Raw genomic sequence first — 16803 nt, forward strand, 5'->3', positions numbered from 1 at the left:
CCACCTCACCAACCCACCAGGCAGCACACGACGCACACGCAGACGCTAACCGCAGGCCGCGATCACGAGCTCCTTCACCCGTGCGGGGTCTGCCTGACCGCGGGTGGCCTTCATGACGGCCCCGACGATCGCACCGGCGGCCTGCACCTTGCCCGAGCGGATCTTCTCCGCGATGTCGGGCTGGGCGGCCAGTGCGTCGTCGACGGCCTTCTGGAGCGCCGAGTCGTCACGGACCACCTCGAGGCCCTTGTCCGCCACGATCTGGTCGGGCTCACCCTCGCCGTCGAGGATCGCGTCCACCACGTGGCGGCCGAGCTTGTTGGTGAGCTTGCCCTCGGCCACGAGCTCGATCACCCGCGCGACCTGGGCGGGCGTGATCTGCAGCGCCGGAAGGACCACGCCCCGCTTGTTGGCCTGCTGGGACAGGTAGGACACCCACCACGAGCGCGCCTCGGTCGGGGACGCCCCCGCGTCGACGGTCGCCAGGATCAGGTCCAGGGCGCCGGCGTTGACGAGGTCACGCATCTCCTCGTCGGAGACCCCCCAGTCCGCCTGCACGCGCGCGCGGCGGAGCCACGGCAGCTCGGGCAGCTCGGCGCGGACCTTCTCGATGAGCTCCTCGGACGGCTCGACGGGAGCCAGATCGGGTTCGGGGAAGTAGCGATAGTCCTCCGCGGACTCCTTGGGGCGGCCCCCTGTCGTGCTGCCGTCGGCCTCGTGGAAGTGCCTGGTCTCGAGGACCACCTCACCGCCGGAGGTGAGGACGTCGGCCTGGCGGCACATCTCGAAGCGGACGGCGGTCTCCACGCTGCGCAGGGAGTTGACGTTCTTCGTCTCGGTGCGGGTACCGAACTCGGTGGCCCCCTTGGCCATCAGCGAGACGTTGGCGTCGCACCGCATGGACCCCTGGTCCATGCGCACGTCGGAGACGTCGAGGCTCCTGAGGAGGTCGCGGAGGGCGGACACGTAGGCCTTGGCGATCTCCGGCGCGCGCTCCCCCGCCCCGACGATCGGCTTGGAGACGATCTCGATGAGCGGGACGCCGGCCCTGTTGAAGTCGAGCAGCGAATGGGTGGCACCGTGGATCCGGCCCGTCGCGGAGCCGACGTGCGTCGATTTGCCGGTGTCCTCCCCCATGTGCGCGCGCTCGATCTCGACCCGCCACGTGGTGCCGTCCTCGAGTTGGACGTCGAGGAATCCGTCGTGTGCGATCGGCTCGTCGTACTGCGAGATCTGGTAGTTCTTCGGCTGGTCCGGATAGAAGTAGTTCTTCCGCGCGAACCGGCTGTACGGCGCGATCGAACACCCCAGGGCGAGCCCGATCTTGATGGCCCACTCGACCGCCTGCCGGTTGACCACCGGCAGCGCACCCGGCAGCCCGATGCACACCGGGCAGACCTGGGTGTTGGGCTCGGCCCCGAACGCGGTCGGGCACCCGCAGAACATCTTGGTGGCAGTGTGCAGCTCGACGTGCACCTCCATGCCCATGACGGGATCGAAACGTGACACGACCTCGGAGAACTCCATGCGGAACAATCTAGCCGAAGAGGCAGGCGGCCTCGCGGTAGCGGTCCACCGGGACGGTCTTGAGCACCGCGACGGCCTCGGCGACCGGAACCATCTCGATGGACTCCCCGCGCAGGGCGACGATGTGCCCGAAGTCCCCGCGGTGGACCGCGTGGGCGGCGTGGACACCGAAGCGGGTGGCCAGGACGCGGTCGTACGCGGTGGGCGTGCCGCCGCGCTGGATGTGCCCGAGGACCGTGGTGCGGACGTCGCGGTTCATCCGCTTCTTGATGGCCGCGGCCATCTGGTCGGCCACGCCGGTGAACACCTCGTGCCCGAACTGATCGATGCCGCCCTCGCGCAGGGTCATACCGGAGCCCGCGGCGGGCGTGGCGCCCTCCGCCACCACGCAGATCCCGTAGGCCTCACCCATCTGGAACCGACGCTTCATCAGCTTGCACACGTAGTCGATGTCGAACGGGACCTCGGGGATCACGATCATGTGCGCGCCCGACGCGAGACCCGCGTGGAGGGCGATCCAGCCGGCGTGTCGCCCCATGACCTCGACCAGCATCACCCGCTCGTGTGACTCCGCCGTGGTGTGCAGCCGGTCGATCGCGTCCGAGGCGATCGAGACGGCGGTGTCGAAGCCGAAGGTGTAGTCGGTGCCGCCCACGTCGTTGTCGATGGTCTTGGGCACCCCCACCACGGGGATCCCGTTCTCCGTCAGCCACCGCGCCGCCTTGAGCGTTCCGTCGCCACCGATCGCCACCAGCGCATCCAGCGAATGGCGTTCGATGGTCCTGCGGATCTCCGGCAGGCTCGACGTGAGGATGTCCGGGTTGAGCCTGCCCGTCCCGAGGATCGTGCCGCCGCGGAGCAGGATGCGATCGATCCCCTCGTCGTCGAACAGGGGGACCGCACGGTCGTGGACCAACCCCGACCACCCGTCCTGGAACCCCAGGACCGGTGAGTCGTACTCGGAATGGGCCGTCCGGACCAGCGCGCGGATGACCGCGTTGAGTCCGGGGCAGTCGCCGCCGGCGGTGAGCACGCCTATACGCACGTGGAGCTCCTCTCGGTTCCACAGCAGTCTAGGGGTCGGCGGGGGTCACCGCGCCGCGCTCACCGACTGTTCACCGGTACGGAACGCCATCGTGGCGAGGCCGCCGAGCAGGACCACCACCGCGGGCAGGACCATGGCGTCCGCCACCGCCTGTCCGACGTCGCCGTGCACGGCCAGCCGGGCTTGCATGACCGCGCCGATCGCGGCGGAGCCCAGCACGGCCCCCACCTGCCGGGTCGTGTTGTAGACCCCGGAACCGGCGCCGGCGGACGCAAGGTCGAGCCGGCGCATCGCCGTGGACGAGGTCGGCGCCCACACACACCCGTTGGCCACCCCCATGAGCGCGATCGGGCCGAGGAGCACCGGAACGGAAGTCGAGGAGTCCATGACCAACGCCAGCCAGAACAGCGAGGCGGCGTAGGAGAAGTAGCCGATCCCGGTGAACAGGCGCGGGTCGACCCTGTCGGCCCATCGCCCGACCACCGGCGCCAGGACGCCCGCGATCAGCGCCATCGGCAGCAACATGAGCCCCGCGCGCGTCGGGCTGAGATCGGTGACGCCCTGGAGGTAGAACATCAGCGGAACCATGGTGCCGGCGGTGACGAAGCCGATCGTGGAGACGCCGAACGTGCCGATCGAGAAGTGCGATCCCGGAACAGCCGTAGAGGCACCAGTGGCTCAGTGCGCACGCGGGTCTGCCACCACACGAACGCCGCGAGGCCCACGGCTCCGGCGACGATGAGCGCGGTGGTCGTGCCGCCCCACCCGTGCGACTCGCCCTGCTGGATTCCGAACACCAGCAGGAACATGCCGAGCGCGGACAGCAGGATCCCGGTGCCGTCGTAGGTGTGCGGCCGGGTCTCGAGCCTCGGGACCCAGAGCCACACCAGGACCACGGCGAGGACGCCGAACGGGATGTTGACGAAGAAGATCGCGCGCCAGTCGAACGCGTCGATGAGCACGCCGCCGAAGACGGGTCCCACCACCGAGGCGATCCCCGCGACCGCGCCCCAGGTCCCCATGGCCGCCCCGCGACGGTCCGGCGCGAACACCCGGGTGATCACGCTGAGCGACTGGGGGGTCAGCAACGCCGCGCCGAACCCCTGGAACACGCGCGCGACGATCAGCGTCTCGACGCTCCCGGCGAGCCCGCACCACAGGGAGGCCGCGGTGAAGAGCACCAGGCCGGCGATCGAGACCGCCCGGGGTCCGACCTGGTCGCCCAGGCGCCCGGTGAACAGCAGCGGGACGACGTAGGCCAACAGGTAGGCGCTCGTCACCCAGATGACCTGGTTGGTGGTGGCGCCCAGCTGGGTGACAAAGGCCTCGGTGGCCACGGCGACGATCGTTTGGTCCACCAGGATCATGAAGAACCCGATGACGAGCGCGATCAGCGCCTTCCACGCGTCCCTCTCGGGGACGGCGGTCACGCGATCGAGCCCCTCGCGGCCTCGAAGGCGGCGCCGACCCGGTACAGGCGGTCATCCGCCAGCGCCGGCGCCATGATCTGCAGACCCGCGGGCAGCCCGTCGACCAGACCGGAGGGCACCGACATCCCGCAGTGGCCCGCGAGGTTCAACGGCAGGGTGCACAGGTCGAACTGGTACATCGCGACCGGGTCCTCGACCTTCTCCCCCAGGGGGAACGCCGTGGTCGGGGTGGTCGGCGAGACCAGGACGTCGACCTGCGAGTACGCGGCGTCGAAGTCGCGCGCGATCAGCGTGCGCACCTTCTGCGCCTGGCCGTAGAAGGCGTCGTAGTAGCCGGCCGAGAGGGCGTAGGTGCCGAGCATGATGCGGCGCTTGACCTCGTCACCGAAGCCCGCCTCGCGACTGGCCGCCATCACCTGATCGGCCGAGCCGTCGCCGGTCCGCAGTCCGTAGCGCATGGCGTCGAAGCGGGCCAGGTTGCTCGAGACCTCGGACGGGAGGATGAGGTAGTACGCGGGCAGGGCGTAGCGGAAGTTCGGGCACGAGACCTCGACGACCTCGGCACCCAGGCCGCGCAGGGTGTCGACGGCGGCCCGGAACGACGCCTCGACCCCCGGCTGGTACCCCTCGCCCGAGAGCTCGGAGACTACCCCCACGCGCACGCCCGTCAGGTCGCCCCGGGCGCCCACGCGGGCCGCCGCGACGACGTCGGGGACGGCCACGTCGAGACTGGTGGAGTCCCGCGGGTCGTGCCCGGCGATCACCTGGTGCAGCAGCGCCGTGTCCTCGACGGTGCGGCCGCACGGGCCGCCCTGATCCAGGGACGACGCGCAGGCGACCAGTCCGTACCGCGAGACGGTCCCGTAGGTGGGCTTCACGCCGACGGTCGCGGTGAGCGCGGCGGGCTGCCGGATCGACCCGCCGGTGTCCGTGCCGATGGCGAGCGGGGCCTGGTGGGAGGCCAACGCCGCCGCCGAACCGCCGCCCGAACCACCGGGGGTGCGGCTCGGGTCCCACGGGTTGCGGGTCGGACCGTACGCCGAGTTCTCGGTCGAGGACCCCATGGCGAACTCGTCCATGTTGGTCTTGCCGAGGATCGGGATGCCGGCCTCGCGCAGCCTCGTGGTGACCGTGGCGTCGTAGGGCGAGCGGTAGCCCTCGAGCATGCGGGACCCGCAGGTGGTGGGGGCGTCCGTCGTGGTGAAGACGTCCTTGAGGGCGATCGGGACCCCCGCCAGCGGGCCGAGCTCCTCGCCGGCCGCCAATCGGGCGTCGACGGCTCGGGCCGCCGCGAGGGCCTCGTCGGCGCCCACGTGGAGGAAGGCGTTGATCTCGCCGTCGACCTCCGCGATCCGCTCGAGGTGGGCCCGGGTCACCTCCTCCGAGGAGACCTCGCGGGCGGCGATCCGCGCCGCGAGGTCGGCGGCGGTGGCGGTGGTGAGCTCGGTCATGAGTCCTCCCCGAGGATCTGCGGGACCTCGAAGCGCTGGCCGTCCGCGGCCGGGGCCTGGTCGAGCGCCTGCTCCGGGGTGAGGCCGGGGGTGACCACGTCGTCCCGGTAGACGTTCGAGATGGCGGTGGGGTGGCTCATCGCCGGGACGTCGTCCGCGGCGACCTCGGACACGGCCTGCACGTGGTCGAGGATGTCGGTGAGCTGTCGTGCGAACGAATCCAGCTCGGCGTCACTCAGTTCCAGGCGGGAGAGCCTGGCCAGATGAGCGACATCCCCGCGTGAGATCGAGGTCACGTGTCTGCCCCTTTCCGTGGCGTGGTCGGTACCGGCCCAGCCTAGTCAGCCCCGGTGAGTGCGGCACAATGGGCGCCATGTCTTATCTGCTCCGCGTCATGCTGCCCGACCTACCGGGCAGTCTCGGTTCGCTCGCGGTGGCGCTGGGAACCGCCGGGGCGGACATCATCAGCCTCGACGTGGTGGACCGGTTCGACGGCGTGGCGGTGGACGACATCGTGGTGGAGGTCCCCAACGGGACCTTCCCCGACACGCTGATCACGGCGGCCGAGCGACTCGACGGGGTCGTGGTGGACTCCCTGCGGCCGTTCGGCGGGATCCTCGACGCGCACCGCGAGCTCGAGCTCATCGACGCCGTCGCCGGTGCGGGCGCGGGCGCCTCGCAGTTGCTCGCGGACGAGCTCCCGGGCGCCCTCCGCGTGGGGTGGGCTCTCGTGGTGCGGGCGGACGGCGACGCCTGGCGTCTCGTCGCCCGTGGATCCGCCGCGCCCATGTGGGAGGGCGGCGAGGTCCCCGCGCTCCGGGACCTCGAGCGGGTCACCCCACTGGATGACGACGACGAGGTGCCCCCGGAATGGACGGCGTTGGACACCGCTCTCGCGGCGGCGCCGCTCTCGTCCGGGCACGTGCTCGTGGTGGGCCGTCCCGGGGGGCCGTCGTTCCGGCCGTCGGAGATCGCCCGGCTCGGCTACCTCACCGGGATCCTGCGCACCCTCCACGCCGGCTGAGCCGCCACCCCACCCCGCGGCCCCCACCGCCCAGCCCCCACCGCCCAGCCCCCGCGGCCCAGCCCCCGCGGCTTGCGCTGCGTGTCTGCCCGCATTTCGCCGGTTCGCGCTGCGGGAACGGTCCCAAGACGCAGCGCACCCGTCGTTCGGCATTCGGCATTCGGCACCCGGCATCCGGCATCCGGCATCCGGCATTCGGCACAGGGATCGCCGGGACCGCACCCCTCAGCCCTCGTCGGGAGCGTCCTCGGACCCGTCCTCGTCCGAGGGTGACGGACCGTGTTCCAGCAGGGACACGAACCCGGCCTCGTCGAGGATCGTCAGCCCCAGCTCCTCTGCCTTGGCGGCCTTGGACCCCGGGTTCTCCCCCACCACCACGTAGTCGGTCTTCCTGGACACCGAGCCGGAGGCCTTGCCCCCGCGGGCGATGATGGCCTCCTTGATGCCGTCTCGGGTGAATCCCTCGAGGGAGCCCGTCGCCACGATGGTCAGGCCCTCCAGGGTCCGCGGGATCGACTCGTCGCGCTCGTCGGCCATCGCGACGCCGGCGGCCGCCCAGCGGTCGACGATCTCGCGGTGCCAGTCCACGCCGAACCACTCGACCACCGACGCGGCGATGATCGCCCCCACGCCGTCGGTCTCCGCGAGGTCGTCCTCGGTCGCCGCGCGGATCGCCGCCATCGTCCCGAACCGCGTTGCCAACGCCCGCGCAGCGGTGGGCCCGACGTGGCGGATCGACAGCGCGACGAGGACGCGCCACAGCGGGCGGTCCTTGGCGGTGGCCAGGTTGGCCAGGAGCTTGCGGCCGTTCTCGGTGAGCACCGTGCGCTCGGCGTCGGCACCCTCCTCGATCTGCCTGCGGGTCGCCTTGTCCACCCGGGTGTAGAGGGTGGTGCGCAGCAACTCCGCCTCGCCGAGGTCGAACAGCCCGGCCTCGTTGTCCAGTACCCCGCTCGTCAGCAGGTCGCTGGCGCCCTCGTACCCGAGCGCCTCGATGTCGAGCGCGTTGCGTGAGGCGAGGTAGAACAACCGCTCGCGGAGCTGTGCCGGGCACGAGCGTTGATTGGGGCAGCGCCAGTCCGCGTCGCCCTCCTTGGCCGGGGCCAGGACCGTGTCGCACTCGGGGCACCGTTCGGGAAAGACGAACTCGCGCTCGGTGCCGTCGCGGCGCTCCACCACCGGGCCGAGGACCTCGGGAATGACGTCGCCGGCCTTCCGGATCACCACCGTGTCACCGATGAGCACGCCCTTGCGCTTGACCTCGGTCTGGTTGTGCAGCGTCGCCAGCGAGACCGTCGACCCGGCCACCGTCACCGGCTCCATGTGCGCGAACGGGGTGACCCGCCCGGTGCGGCCCACCGAGACCCTGATGTCGAGCAGTTCGGTCATGACCTCCTCCGGTGGGTACTTGTAGGCGATCGCCCACCGGGGGGCGCGCGAGGTCTGCCCGAGCCGACGCTGGACCGAGCGGTCGTCGATCTTGACCACCAGCCCGTCGATCTCGTGTTCCGGGTCGTTGCGGTGCTCGCCCCAGTAGCGCATCCGCTCCAGGACCTCGTCGACACCGATGGCGGGTTCGGTGTAGGGCGAGACCGGAAGGCCCCACTCCGCCAGCGCGAGATAGACGTCGTGGAGACTGTCGAACCCCGTTCCCTCCACCGCGCCGAGCCCGTGGCAGTACATCCCGAGACGCCGCTGGGCGGTGATCGCCGGATTCTTCTGCCGCAGTGATCCGGCCGCGCTGTTGCGCGGGTTGGCGAACGGCGCCTTGCCCTCGGCCACCAGGCGGGCGTTGAGCTCCGCGAAGTCCTCGAGCCGGAAGAACACCTCGCCCCTCACCTCGAGGAGGTCGGGCACGGGCCGGCCTGCCGAGGGGGTGAGGGTGACGGGGATGTCCTCGATCGTCCTCGCGTTGAGCGTGACGTCCTCGCCGGTGCGGCCGTCGCCGCGGGTCGCGGCGCTGACCAGCTTCCCGCCGCGGTAGACCAGATCGAGGGCCACCCCGTCGATCTTGACCTCGCACAGGAACCGCAGTTCGCTCTCCGACGCGTGGGCCCGCTCGACCGCGGAGGCCACCCAGGAACGCAACTCCTCCTCGGAGAACACGTTGTCCAGGCTGGTCATCCGCTGGAGATGCTCCACCGGGGCGAAGTCCGTGGAGAAGCCGCCCCCCACGAGCTGGGTCGGCGAATCCGCGGTCCGCAGGCCCGGGTGCGCCTCCTCCAGCGCCTCGAGCTCGCCGAACAGTCGGTCGAACTCGGCGTCCGAGACCACCGGTGCGTCCTTGACGTAGTAGCGGAACTGGTGATCGCGGACCGTCTCCGCGAGCGCGGTCCACGCCTGACGCGCGTCAGGCGGGATGTCCCCGGTGCCGATGGGCTCGTTGCTCTGGCTGGCTTGGCTCACGAGGACAGGGTAGTGCGACGCGCACCCGGGGTGTCGGAGCGCTGGCCTACGGTGAGCCCATGAACCAGGAGAATCAGAACCCCGTCACCATCGACCGGAACCGACTGCTCGCGTTCGACCTCGAGACCACCGGTCCGGACCCGCGGACCGCCCACGTCGTCACCTCGGCCCTCGTCGCCATCGACGGCCCCACCAAGGTCGAGCACACCTGGATGGCCGATCCGGGGGTGGAGATACCGGAGGGGGCCACCGCGGTGCACGGGATCACCACCGCCCAGGCCAGGGAACACGGGCGGCCGCACGCCGAGGTGGTGACGGAGACCATCGCGGGCATCCGGACGGGGTGGCGGGAGGGCCGGGCACTGGTGGTGTTCAACGCGGCCTACGACCTCACCATCCTCCGCCGGTGGGACCCCTCCTTCGAGGTGCTCGGGCCCGTGGTGGACCCCTATGTGGTGGACAGGGCGGCGGACCCGTACCGGAAGGGCAAGCGCACCCTCGCCGCCCTGTGTTCGCACCACGGGGTGAGGCTGGACGCCGCGCACGACGCCTCGGCGGATGCCGTTGCCGCCGCCCGCCTGGCCTGGAAGCTCCTCGGGGAGGTTCCCGACCTGGTGGGGGCGGACTGGCGACGGGTGAACGCGCAGCAAGCCCGGTGGCACGAGGAGCGGCAACGCGATTTCGCCGCCTACCTCGAACGGACGGGCAAGGACCCCTCCGGCGTCAACACGATGTGGCCCGTGGCCACCGTCTAGGTGATCACCGCTACTCGGCCAAGCGGGGCGCGCCCTCCGCCACGCGCCGCACCGCGGCCAGAGCCTGGGCCGGGGTGAGCCGCCCGGAGGTCATGTCGTCCACGGTCGGGGTGAGGACCAACTGGGACAGACCCGCGTACCGGTGCGCGCTGAGCCGCTCGAGCAGGGAGAGGACCGCGGACACGGACCGTTCGACGTCCCCGCTCGTCCGAGGGGGACGGGGCGTCCCGGGGAGTCCCTCGAGGTGGAGCGTCCTGCCGTCGCTCAGGACGGTGCCCGCGGCGTCGAGCGCGGAGTGGGACAGGCCCGAATGGAGCAGGCCGGCGGGCACGCAGAGCCCGTCGAGCGGGGTCTCGTCCCTCGGGGTCTCCGCGACCACGGCCCACCTCGCGGGCGCCTCCCCCTCGACCCCGGCCGGTACCCGGATCACCACGTCCGCCACCCCCGCGCGGCGGAGAGCGTCACCGAAGCGGCACAGGGTCAAGGAGAGCTGGTCCTCCGGCACGGCCGCGATCGGATCGAAACGGCTCGGTCCGGCCACTGTTCCGGCTGCGACGTGCCAGAGCATCGGCTCGTCGAGCAGGATCCGGGCCCCCGCACCCAGGCGGCCGGCCAGGCGGACGACTCCCTCGGCGACCCCCTCCGCCAGCGACCCGGCCAGGTCCCGTCGGGCGCCGCGGTCGGTGAGAACCGGCAGGCCGCCGGGGAGCTCGAGCCGAGCGGCGAGGGACCACGGGCCGAGCACCCGGACCTGCAGTCGGCGATCCGCGGGGGCGGGGTCGCCCTCGGGATCCCTCGCCACCTCGTCGGCCTCCTCGAGCGCGTCCAGGTCCCGGTCGAGCAGGTCGGACGCCGTCCGGGCGAGCCTCCCCGGCGACGTCGCGAGACGCCAGCCGCGGGTGGAGATGTCGACGGGAAGGTCGGCGAGCAGCGCGAGGGTCCGCCCGGTCTGGTCGGCGGCCGGGCCGCGGTCGGGGAGCTCGGCGAGGAACGGCATCGCGTGGCACTCCCCCACCACGACGCGCGCGGCCTCACGGGGATCCGTGCCGGGCATGGGACCGGGGCCGGTGTGGGCGGTGGACACCGGGGTCACGGCGTGTGCGCGATCGGGACAGCGGCGGTGATGGTCCCGCTGCCGAGCACGCGATCGCCCTCGGGCTCCGGCCGGTAGAGGACGGCCGCCTGCCCCGGGGCCACGCCGCGCACCGGCTGGTCGAGGGCGATCTCGAGCCGCGCGTCCGGCCCGTCCCCGATGCGCCTGACGAGGCCCGGGGTCGCCTCGCCGTGGGCGCGGATCTGTACCTGGCATCGGGTCTCGCGGATGTCGTCGTCGACCAACCAGTAGGGCGAGGACGCGGTCATGCTCGCGGAGAGCAGGTGATCCGACCCTCCGACCGTCACGGTGCCCGTGTCGGCGTCGATCGCGGTGACGTAGCGGGGGCGGCCGTCGGCGGCGGGCCCCTCGAGTCCGAGCCCCTTGCGCTGACCGATGGTGAACCCGTACACGCCCTCGTGCCGCCCGAGTTCGTCACCGGTGTCGGCGTCGACCACGGCTCCGGGGCGCAGGCCGATCCGGGCGCCGAGGAAGGCCCGGGTGTCACCGGAGGGGATGAAGCAGATGTCGTGACTGTCGGGCTTGGACGCCACGGGGAGACCCGCCGCCTCGGCCTCCGCCCGGACCTCGGACTTGAGCGAGTCCCCCAGGGGGAACATCGAATGGGCGAGCTGCTCGGGGGTGAGCACCCCGAGCACGTAGGACTGGTCCTTGCCGGGATCGACCGCACGTCGGAGGACGGGACGCCGGGAGCCGTCGGGCAGCTCCTCTGTCGAGAGCCGCGCGTAGTGCCCGGTGGCCACCGCGTCGAACCCCAGAGCCGTCCCGCGGTCGAGGAGCGCCTCGAACTTGATGCGCTCGTTGCACCGCAGGCACGGGTTGGGGGTCTCTCCGCGGGCGTAGGACTCCACGAAGTCGTCGATGACGTCGGCCCGGAACCGCTCGGCGAAGTCCCACACGTAGAAGGGGATGCCCAGGAGATCCGCGACCCGGCGGGCGTCGCCGGCGTCCTCGCGTGAGCAACAGCCCCGTGAGCCCGTCCGGAGGGTGGCCGGATCCGCGCTCAGCGCGAGGTGCACGCCCACCACCTCGTGGCCCGCCGCCACGGCCCGGGCCGCGGCCACCGCCGAGTCCACCCCCCCGCTCATCGCCGCGAGGACCCTCACGACGCCGCCGCCCCGGTCCGCGGCATCCCGAGCCCCGCGATCCGCGCGCGGTCGACGGCGGGGACCAGCGCGGCGATCGCGGCATCCACGTCGGCCTCGGTGCTGGTGTATCCCAGGCTCAGTCGGAGGCTGCTCCGCGCGGCGGAGTCGTCCGCACCGAGCGCCAGCAACACGTGACTCGGCTCGGCGACCCCCGCCGTGCACGCGGATCCGGTGGAGCACTCGACGCCGGCCGCGTCGAGCAGGAGGATGAGGGACTCGCCGGAGCAGCCCGGGAACGTGAGGTTGGCGATCCCCGGCAGCCGGTCCCCGCCCCCGTTGGCGATCACACCGGGAACCGAGGCCCGCACACCCTCGACGAGGCGCTCGCGCAGCCCCGTCAGTCGACGAGCCTCGGTCTCCATCTCCCGCACCGCCTCGTCGAGGGCCACGGCCATCGCCACGACGCCCGGGACGTCGACCGAACCCGATCGCAGATCCCGCTCCTGCCCACCGCCGAAGCTGACCGGCAGGCAGTCGGCACCCCGGTCGATGAGCAGTGCCCCCACGCCCAGAGGCCCGCCGAACTTGTGGGCGGACAGGCTCAGCGAGGTGGCGCCGAGCGTCTGGAAGTCCACCGGCACGTGGCCGACGGCCTGGACGGCGTCGGTGTGGACGGCCGCCCCGGCGGCCCGGGCCACCGCGGCGACCCCCGCCACGTCGGTGATGGTGCCGATCTCGTTGTTCCCGAGCATCACCGCGACCAGCGCCAGACGCGCACCGACCTCGTCGACCAGCTCGCGGACCGCGCCCGGGGTGACGGCGCCACGTCCGTCCACCGGCAGCACCCGGACGTCCATCCGGCCGCCGCGGTCGGTGGCCAGATGGGCCGCCGAGTCGAGCACGGAGTGGTGCTCCGTCGCGCCGACGGCCACCACGCCACCGCCGGCGGCGGCCGCCTGACCCAGCACGGCGAGATTGTCGGATTCGGTCCCGCCGGAGGTGAACACGACCTCCGAGGGCCTGCACCCCAGGTGCGCGGCGAGGGACTCGCGGGCCTCCTCCACCCGGCGGCGGGCGCGGCGCCCCGCCCCGTGGAGCGAGGAGGCGTTGCCGACGGTGGAGGCCGCCTCGGCGTAGGCCGCGATGGCCGACGGACGCATCGGGGTGGTCGCGGCGTGGTCCAGGTAGTGCGCGGTGCGGGTCGTGAGCATGTCGTCGGCAAGGATACGCCCGAATGCGCCGGACCCCGGCACCGCAGGGGTACCGGGGTCCGGGCGACACTGGCGTGTCGGACTCACTTACGGGCGTTGATGGCCTCGGTGAGCTGCGGGGCGACGTTGAACAGGTCGCCGACGATCCCGTAGTCCGCGATCTCGAAGATCGGGGCCTCCTCGTCCTTGTTCACGGCGACGATCGTCTTGGAGGTCTGCATTCCGGCGCGGTGCTGGATCGCGCCCGAGATGCCGAGGGCGATGTACAGCTGGGGCGACACGGTCTTGCCGGTCTGGCCGACCTGGAACTGCCCCGGGTAGTAGCCCGAGTCGACGGCCGCGCGGGACGCGCCGACGGCGGCCTTGAGCGAGTCGGCGAGCGGCTCGACGACCTCCTCGAACTTCTCCGCCGAACCGACGCCACGCCCGCCGGAGACGACGACGGAAGCCTCGGTCAGCTCGGGGCGGTCGCCACCGACGATCGGGTTGCGCGAGATCACCCTGGCGGCGTTCTCGGGCTCGGGGACCTGGACCTCGACGACCTCGCCCGCGCCGGCGGACGGAGCGGCCTCGACCGCGCCCGGACGCAGGGTGTAGACGGGGGTGTCACCGGAGACGGTCGCGTCGACGGTGAACGCCCCACCGAAGATCGAGTGGACGGCCGAGCCGTCCTCCCTGATCTCCACGACGTCCCCGAGGATCCCGGAGCCGGTGCGGGCGGCGAGGCGACCCGCCACCTCCTTGCCCTCGAACGTGGCGGCCAGGACGACCGCGGCCGCACCCTGCTCGGCCAGCCCGGCCAGGACGTCGACCTTCGGGGTGACGAGGTAGTTCTGGACCGCGTCACCCTCGGCGACGTAGATCTTCTCCGCGCCGGCCTCCTTGAGCGCGTCGGTGAGCGCGGCGGCGGTGCCGGTCTCGCCGAACACGACGGCGGACGGCTCACCGAGCGCGCGGGCCGCGGTGATGAGCTCGAGGGTGACCTTCTTCAGTTCGCCGTCGACGTGCTCGACCGCGACGAGGACTTCAGCCATGGTGGGTTCTCCTTGAAAGAAACTGGTGTGAGTCGGTCGGGTGAGCCCGGGTCAGATGAGCTTCTGCGCCACGAGGTACTTGGCGACGTCGTTGCCGCCCTCGCCCTCGTCGGCCACCTTCTCGCCGGCGCTGCGCGGCGGCTTGGGGGTGGACGCGGTGACCGTGGAGGCGGCGTTGTCCTTGCCGACCTGGCCGGCCTCGACGTTGGTGTCGGCCAGCGTCAGGGTCTCGACCGGCTTCTTCTTGGCGGCCATGATCCCCTTGAAGGACGGGAAGCGCGGCTCGTTGATCTTCTCGCCCACGGAGACGACGCAGGGCAGGGTGGCCTCGACCTCGAACAGCCCCTCGTCGGTCTCCCGCTCGCCCTTGACGGTGTCGCCGGAGATCTCGAGGGTGCGCATGTGGGTGAGCTGCGGCAGGCCGAGGTACTCGGCGATGATGGCGGGGACGGCGCCCATCCGACCGTCGGTGGCCTCGTTGCCGCAGACGACCAGCTCGGTGCCCTCGATGGTGCCGAGGACGTTCGCGATGGCCCACGCGGTCTGGACGACGTCGGAGCCGTGGAGCGCCTCGTCGTTGAGGTGGACCGCCTTGTCCGCGCCCATGGACAGGGCCTTGCGGATGGCCTCGGTCGCGCGGTCGGGACCGGCGCACAGGACGGTCACCTCGCCGCCGTTGGCCTCCTTGATCTGGAGAGCCTGCTCAACGGCCTTCTCGTTGATCTCGTCCAGGACCGCGTCCGCGGCCTCACGGTCCAGGGTGTAGTCACCGTCGGAGAGCTTGCGCTCCGAGTAGGTGTCCGGAACCTGCTTGATCAGTACGACGATGTTCGTCATGGGCCTGCGTCGACCTCCTGCGAGTCGGGGCTGGGTGCGGTCCGAACTGGCCGGGCGCACCGGATTGTGGTCCTGCGAGACACAATAACGTCACTCGGCCCGACGCCGCAGGGTCGGGGCTGTCAGTTGATGCGCTTCTCCCACCCAGACCACGCCGCGTCGCGGAGCTCGTTCTTGCGCACCTTCCCGGTGGAGGTGCGCGGCAGCGCCTCGGTGAGCTCCACCGCGCCCGGCACCTTGTAGCGCGCGATCCTGGTGCGGCAGTGCGCGATCACACCGTCGGAGTCGAGGTCGGAGCCCGGCCTGACCACCACGTAGGCCTTCGGCCGCTCTCCCCACTTCTCGTCCGGCATCGAGACCACCGCGCAGTCCACCACGTCGGGATGCGACACGATCGCCTGCTCGACCTCGATCGTCGAGATGTTCTCGCCGCCGGAGACCACGACGTCCTTGGCCCGGTCGAGCAGCTGGACGTAGCCGTCCGGGTGCATGACCCCGAGGTCGCCCGAGTGGAACCAGCCGCCGGCGAACGCCGTCGCGGTGGCGTCGGGGTCGGCGAAGTAGCCCTTCATCACGCCGTTGCCGGTCATGACGACCTCGCCCATCGTCACGCCGTCGGCGGGGACGTCGACCAGGTGCGTCTCGCCGGGCGTGGTGCGCTCCACCACGCGGACGGTGTCCGCGTGGATCATGGCCACCCCCTGCCGGGACTTGAGCCCCGCGCGCTCGTCCGGGTCCAGGTCCGCCCAGCCCGGCTGCGGCGCGCAGACCGTGAACGGCCCGTACGTCTCGGTGAGCCCGTAGACCTGGGTGACGTCGATCCCGAGCTCCTCGAAGCGCCGCAGGATCGTGGGCGAGGGCGGGGCGCCGGCGGTGATCATCCGGATCCCCTCGGTCGGCCGGGCCGCCGGGTCGTCCGCGATCGTGGACAACACGGCCGGGGCGCCGGCCAGGCGGTTGACGCCCTCGTCGTCGAACAGTCTCCAGATCTCGTCCCCCCGCACGGCGCGCAGGCACACGTGGGTTCCCATCGCGCCGGTCAGGGCCCACGTCGTGCACCAGCCGTTGCAGTGGAACATCGGGAGCGTCCACAGGTAGCGCGAGCGGTGGTCGAGGCCCTGGGTGATGATCTCGCCGAGCGCGTTGAGGTAGGCGCCGCGGTGGGTGTACATCACGCCCTTGGGGCGACCCGTGGTGCCCGAGGTGTAGTTGACGGCGATGACGGCGTCCTCGTCCGAGACCGCCCAGGACACCGGCTGCGGCGAGGCGAGCGCCAGCTCGTCCTCGAGCGCCTCCGCGCGGGGGCCGAAGCGCGCCGGGTCCGGTTGCGTCCCGTCCGCGTCGGGCGCCACCAGGATCAGCCTGATCGACTCCGGCACCTCGTCACCGAGGCCGGCCAGGAGCTCGGCATCCGCAATCAGCACCCCGATCCCCGAATGGTCGACGATGTAGGCGATCTCCGCCGGGGCGAGACGGGTGTTGAGGGCGACCACCGCCGCGCCGGCGAGCGGCACGGCGAACTGCGCCAGGAGGGCCTCCGCGGAGTTCGGTGCGAGCACCCCCACCCGGTCGCCGCGGGCCACACCCCGCACCCGCAGGAGCGCGGCGAGCCGCGTGGCGCGGTCGGCGAACTCGGCGTAGGTCTGCCGGCGGGGTCCGTCCACCACCGCGGTCGCGTCGGGCGCCACCCGAGCCGCCCTCTCGAGGAAGCCAAGCGGGGTGAGGGCGGTGTCGAGTCCGGAATCGGCTGTCATCGCGGTGTGGACCGCCTCTCGTGGTCGGGGGGTGATACCGGTCACCGTAACCGCGCCGGCCGGCGGTCGCCCGGCGATCCCCGGACATCCCCCTGGCGACGCCCTCCGGGGTCGGGGCGCGGCCGCC

The 16803-nt window shown here is 72.0% G+C and carries 15 protein-coding genes; 2 read left to right on the forward strand and 13 right to left on the reverse strand.

Annotation, left to right across the window (positions count from 1 at the left end; all coding sequences use genetic code 11):
• Positions 1-45 precede the first annotated feature (45 nt).
• The 6 genes from gatB to gatC are packed head-to-tail and all read right to left on the reverse strand — an operon-like array spanning position 46 to position 5749.
• The gene (gene gatB, locus Q0444_RS04880) at positions 46-1527 is read right to left on the reverse strand and encodes an Asp-tRNA(Asn)/Glu-tRNA(Gln) amidotransferase subunit GatB (protein WP_299021829.1); all 1482 of its coding nucleotides are present in this window, start codon (positions 1525-1527) and stop codon (positions 46-48) included.
• A gap of 10 nt (positions 1528-1537) precedes the next feature.
• The gene (locus tag Q0444_RS04885; RefSeq protein WP_299021831.1) at positions 1538-2572 is read right to left on the reverse strand and encodes an ATP-dependent 6-phosphofructokinase; all 1035 of its coding nucleotides are present in this window, start codon (positions 2570-2572) and stop codon (positions 1538-1540) included.
• Positions 2573-2617: 45 nt separating this feature from the next.
• The gene (locus tag Q0444_RS04890) at positions 2618-3160 is read right to left on the reverse strand and encodes an MFS transporter (protein WP_299021833.1); all 543 of its coding nucleotides are present in this window, start codon (positions 3158-3160) and stop codon (positions 2618-2620) included.
• A complete protein-coding gene (locus Q0444_RS04895; protein WP_299021835.1) occupies positions 3148-4002 on the reverse strand; it encodes an MFS transporter in 855 nt (284 codons plus the stop codon). Before Q0444_RS04895 ends, Q0444_RS04890 begins: the two co-directional genes overlap by 13 nt.
• Positions 3999-5453: an Asp-tRNA(Asn)/Glu-tRNA(Gln) amidotransferase subunit GatA gene (gatA, locus tag Q0444_RS04900; RefSeq protein ID WP_299021837.1), complete on the reverse strand. Its 1455-nt coding sequence runs from the start codon at positions 5451-5453 to the stop codon at positions 3999-4001. The genes Q0444_RS04895 and gatA overlap by 4 nt, the downstream gene beginning before the upstream one ends.
• Positions 5450-5749, reverse strand: a complete 300-nt coding sequence (gene gatC, locus Q0444_RS04905; RefSeq protein WP_299021842.1) for an Asp-tRNA(Asn)/Glu-tRNA(Gln) amidotransferase subunit GatC — start codon at positions 5747-5749, stop codon at positions 5450-5452. Before gatC ends, gatA begins: the two co-directional genes overlap by 4 nt.
• Positions 5750-5826: 77 nt before the next feature.
• Between gatC and Q0444_RS04910 the strand changes: the two genes are divergently transcribed.
• On the forward strand, positions 5827-6477 hold the full coding sequence (locus tag Q0444_RS04910) for an amino acid-binding protein (RefSeq protein WP_299021845.1): 651 nt from the start codon (positions 5827-5829) through the stop codon (positions 6475-6477).
• A 225-nt stretch (positions 6478-6702) separates the two neighbouring features.
• On the opposite strand, the gene ligA is transcribed toward Q0444_RS04910, so the two are convergent.
• Positions 6703-8883 carry an NAD-dependent DNA ligase LigA gene (gene ligA, locus Q0444_RS04915; RefSeq protein ID WP_299021847.1) on the reverse strand — a complete coding sequence of 727 codons (2181 nt, stop codon included), beginning with the start codon at positions 8881-8883 and terminating at the stop codon, positions 6703-6705.
• Between the two features lie 59 nt (positions 8884-8942).
• Between ligA and Q0444_RS04920 the strand changes: the two genes are divergently transcribed.
• Positions 8943-9638, forward strand: coding sequence for an exonuclease domain-containing protein (locus tag Q0444_RS04920; protein WP_291080608.1), 696 nt, complete (start codon positions 8943-8945; stop codon positions 9636-9638).
• Positions 9639-9648: 10 nt separating this feature from the next.
• Here Q0444_RS04920 and Q0444_RS04925 read toward each other — a convergent pair whose 3' ends face one another.
• The 6 genes from Q0444_RS04925 to Q0444_RS04950 form a co-directional block, all read right to left on the reverse strand.
• On the reverse strand, positions 9649-10692 hold the full coding sequence (locus tag Q0444_RS04925) for a cobalamin-independent methionine synthase (protein WP_299021851.1): 1044 nt from the start codon (positions 10690-10692) through the stop codon (positions 9649-9651).
• Between the two features lie 35 nt (positions 10693-10727).
• Positions 10728-11858, reverse strand: coding sequence for a tRNA 2-thiouridine(34) synthase MnmA (gene mnmA / locus Q0444_RS04930; protein WP_291080604.1), 1131 nt, complete (start codon positions 11856-11858; stop codon positions 10728-10730).
• The gene (locus Q0444_RS04935; RefSeq protein WP_291080602.1) at positions 11855-13051 is read right to left on the reverse strand and encodes a cysteine desulfurase family protein; all 1197 of its coding nucleotides are present in this window, start codon (positions 13049-13051) and stop codon (positions 11855-11857) included. Before Q0444_RS04935 ends, mnmA begins: the two co-directional genes overlap by 4 nt.
• Before the next feature lie 83 nt (positions 13052-13134).
• The gene (locus tag Q0444_RS04940; protein ID WP_291080600.1) at positions 13135-14085 is read right to left on the reverse strand and encodes an electron transfer flavoprotein subunit alpha/FixB family protein; all 951 of its coding nucleotides are present in this window, start codon (positions 14083-14085) and stop codon (positions 13135-13137) included.
• A gap of 51 nt (positions 14086-14136) precedes the next feature.
• Positions 14137-14922: an electron transfer flavoprotein subunit beta/FixA family protein gene (locus Q0444_RS04945; protein WP_291080598.1), complete on the reverse strand. Its 786-nt coding sequence runs from the start codon at positions 14920-14922 to the stop codon at positions 14137-14139.
• A gap of 122 nt (positions 14923-15044) precedes the next feature.
• Positions 15045-16676: an AMP-binding protein gene (locus Q0444_RS04950; RefSeq protein ID WP_299021856.1), complete on the reverse strand. Its 1632-nt coding sequence runs from the start codon at positions 16674-16676 to the stop codon at positions 15045-15047.
• Between the last annotated feature and the right edge of the window lie 127 nt (positions 16677-16803).

Source organism: uncultured Dietzia sp., from assembly GCF_937873725.1.
Lineage (GTDB): Bacteria > Actinomycetota > Actinomycetes > Mycobacteriales > Mycobacteriaceae > Dietzia.

Excerpts from the sequence above, each read along its gene's own strand:
- gatB (WP_299021829.1), bottom strand. The coding sequence starts at position 1,527 with ATGGAGTTCTCCGAGGTCGTGTCACGTTTCGATCCCGTCATGGGCATG.
- Q0444_RS04890 (WP_299021833.1), bottom strand. The coding sequence starts at position 3,160 with ATGGTTCCGCTGATGTTCTACCTCCAGGGCGTCACCGATCTCAGCCCG.
- gatA (WP_299021837.1), bottom strand. The coding sequence starts at position 5,453 with ATGACCGAGCTCACCACCGCCACCGCCGCCGACCTCGCGGCGCGGATC.
- Q0444_RS04910 (WP_299021845.1), top strand. The coding sequence starts at position 5,827 with ATGTCTTATCTGCTCCGCGTCATGCTGCCCGACCTACCGGGCAGTCTC.
- Q0444_RS04920 (WP_291080608.1), top strand. The coding sequence starts at position 8,943 with ATGAACCAGGAGAATCAGAACCCCGTCACCATCGACCGGAACCGACTG.
- Q0444_RS04925 (WP_299021851.1), bottom strand. The coding sequence starts at position 10,692 with ATGCCCGGCACGGATCCCCGTGAGGCCGCGCGCGTCGTGGTGGGGGAG.
- Q0444_RS04935 (WP_291080602.1), bottom strand. The coding sequence starts at position 13,051 with ATGCTCACGACCCGCACCGCGCACTACCTGGACCACGCCGCGACCACC.
- Q0444_RS04940 (WP_291080600.1), bottom strand. The coding sequence starts at position 14,085 with ATGGCTGAAGTCCTCGTCGCGGTCGAGCACGTCGACGGCGAACTGAAG.
- Q0444_RS04945 (WP_291080598.1), bottom strand. The coding sequence starts at position 14,922 with ATGACGAACATCGTCGTACTGATCAAGCAGGTTCCGGACACCTACTCG.
- Q0444_RS04950 (WP_299021856.1), bottom strand. The coding sequence starts at position 16,676 with ATGACAGCCGATTCCGGACTCGACACCGCCCTCACCCCGCTTGGCTTC.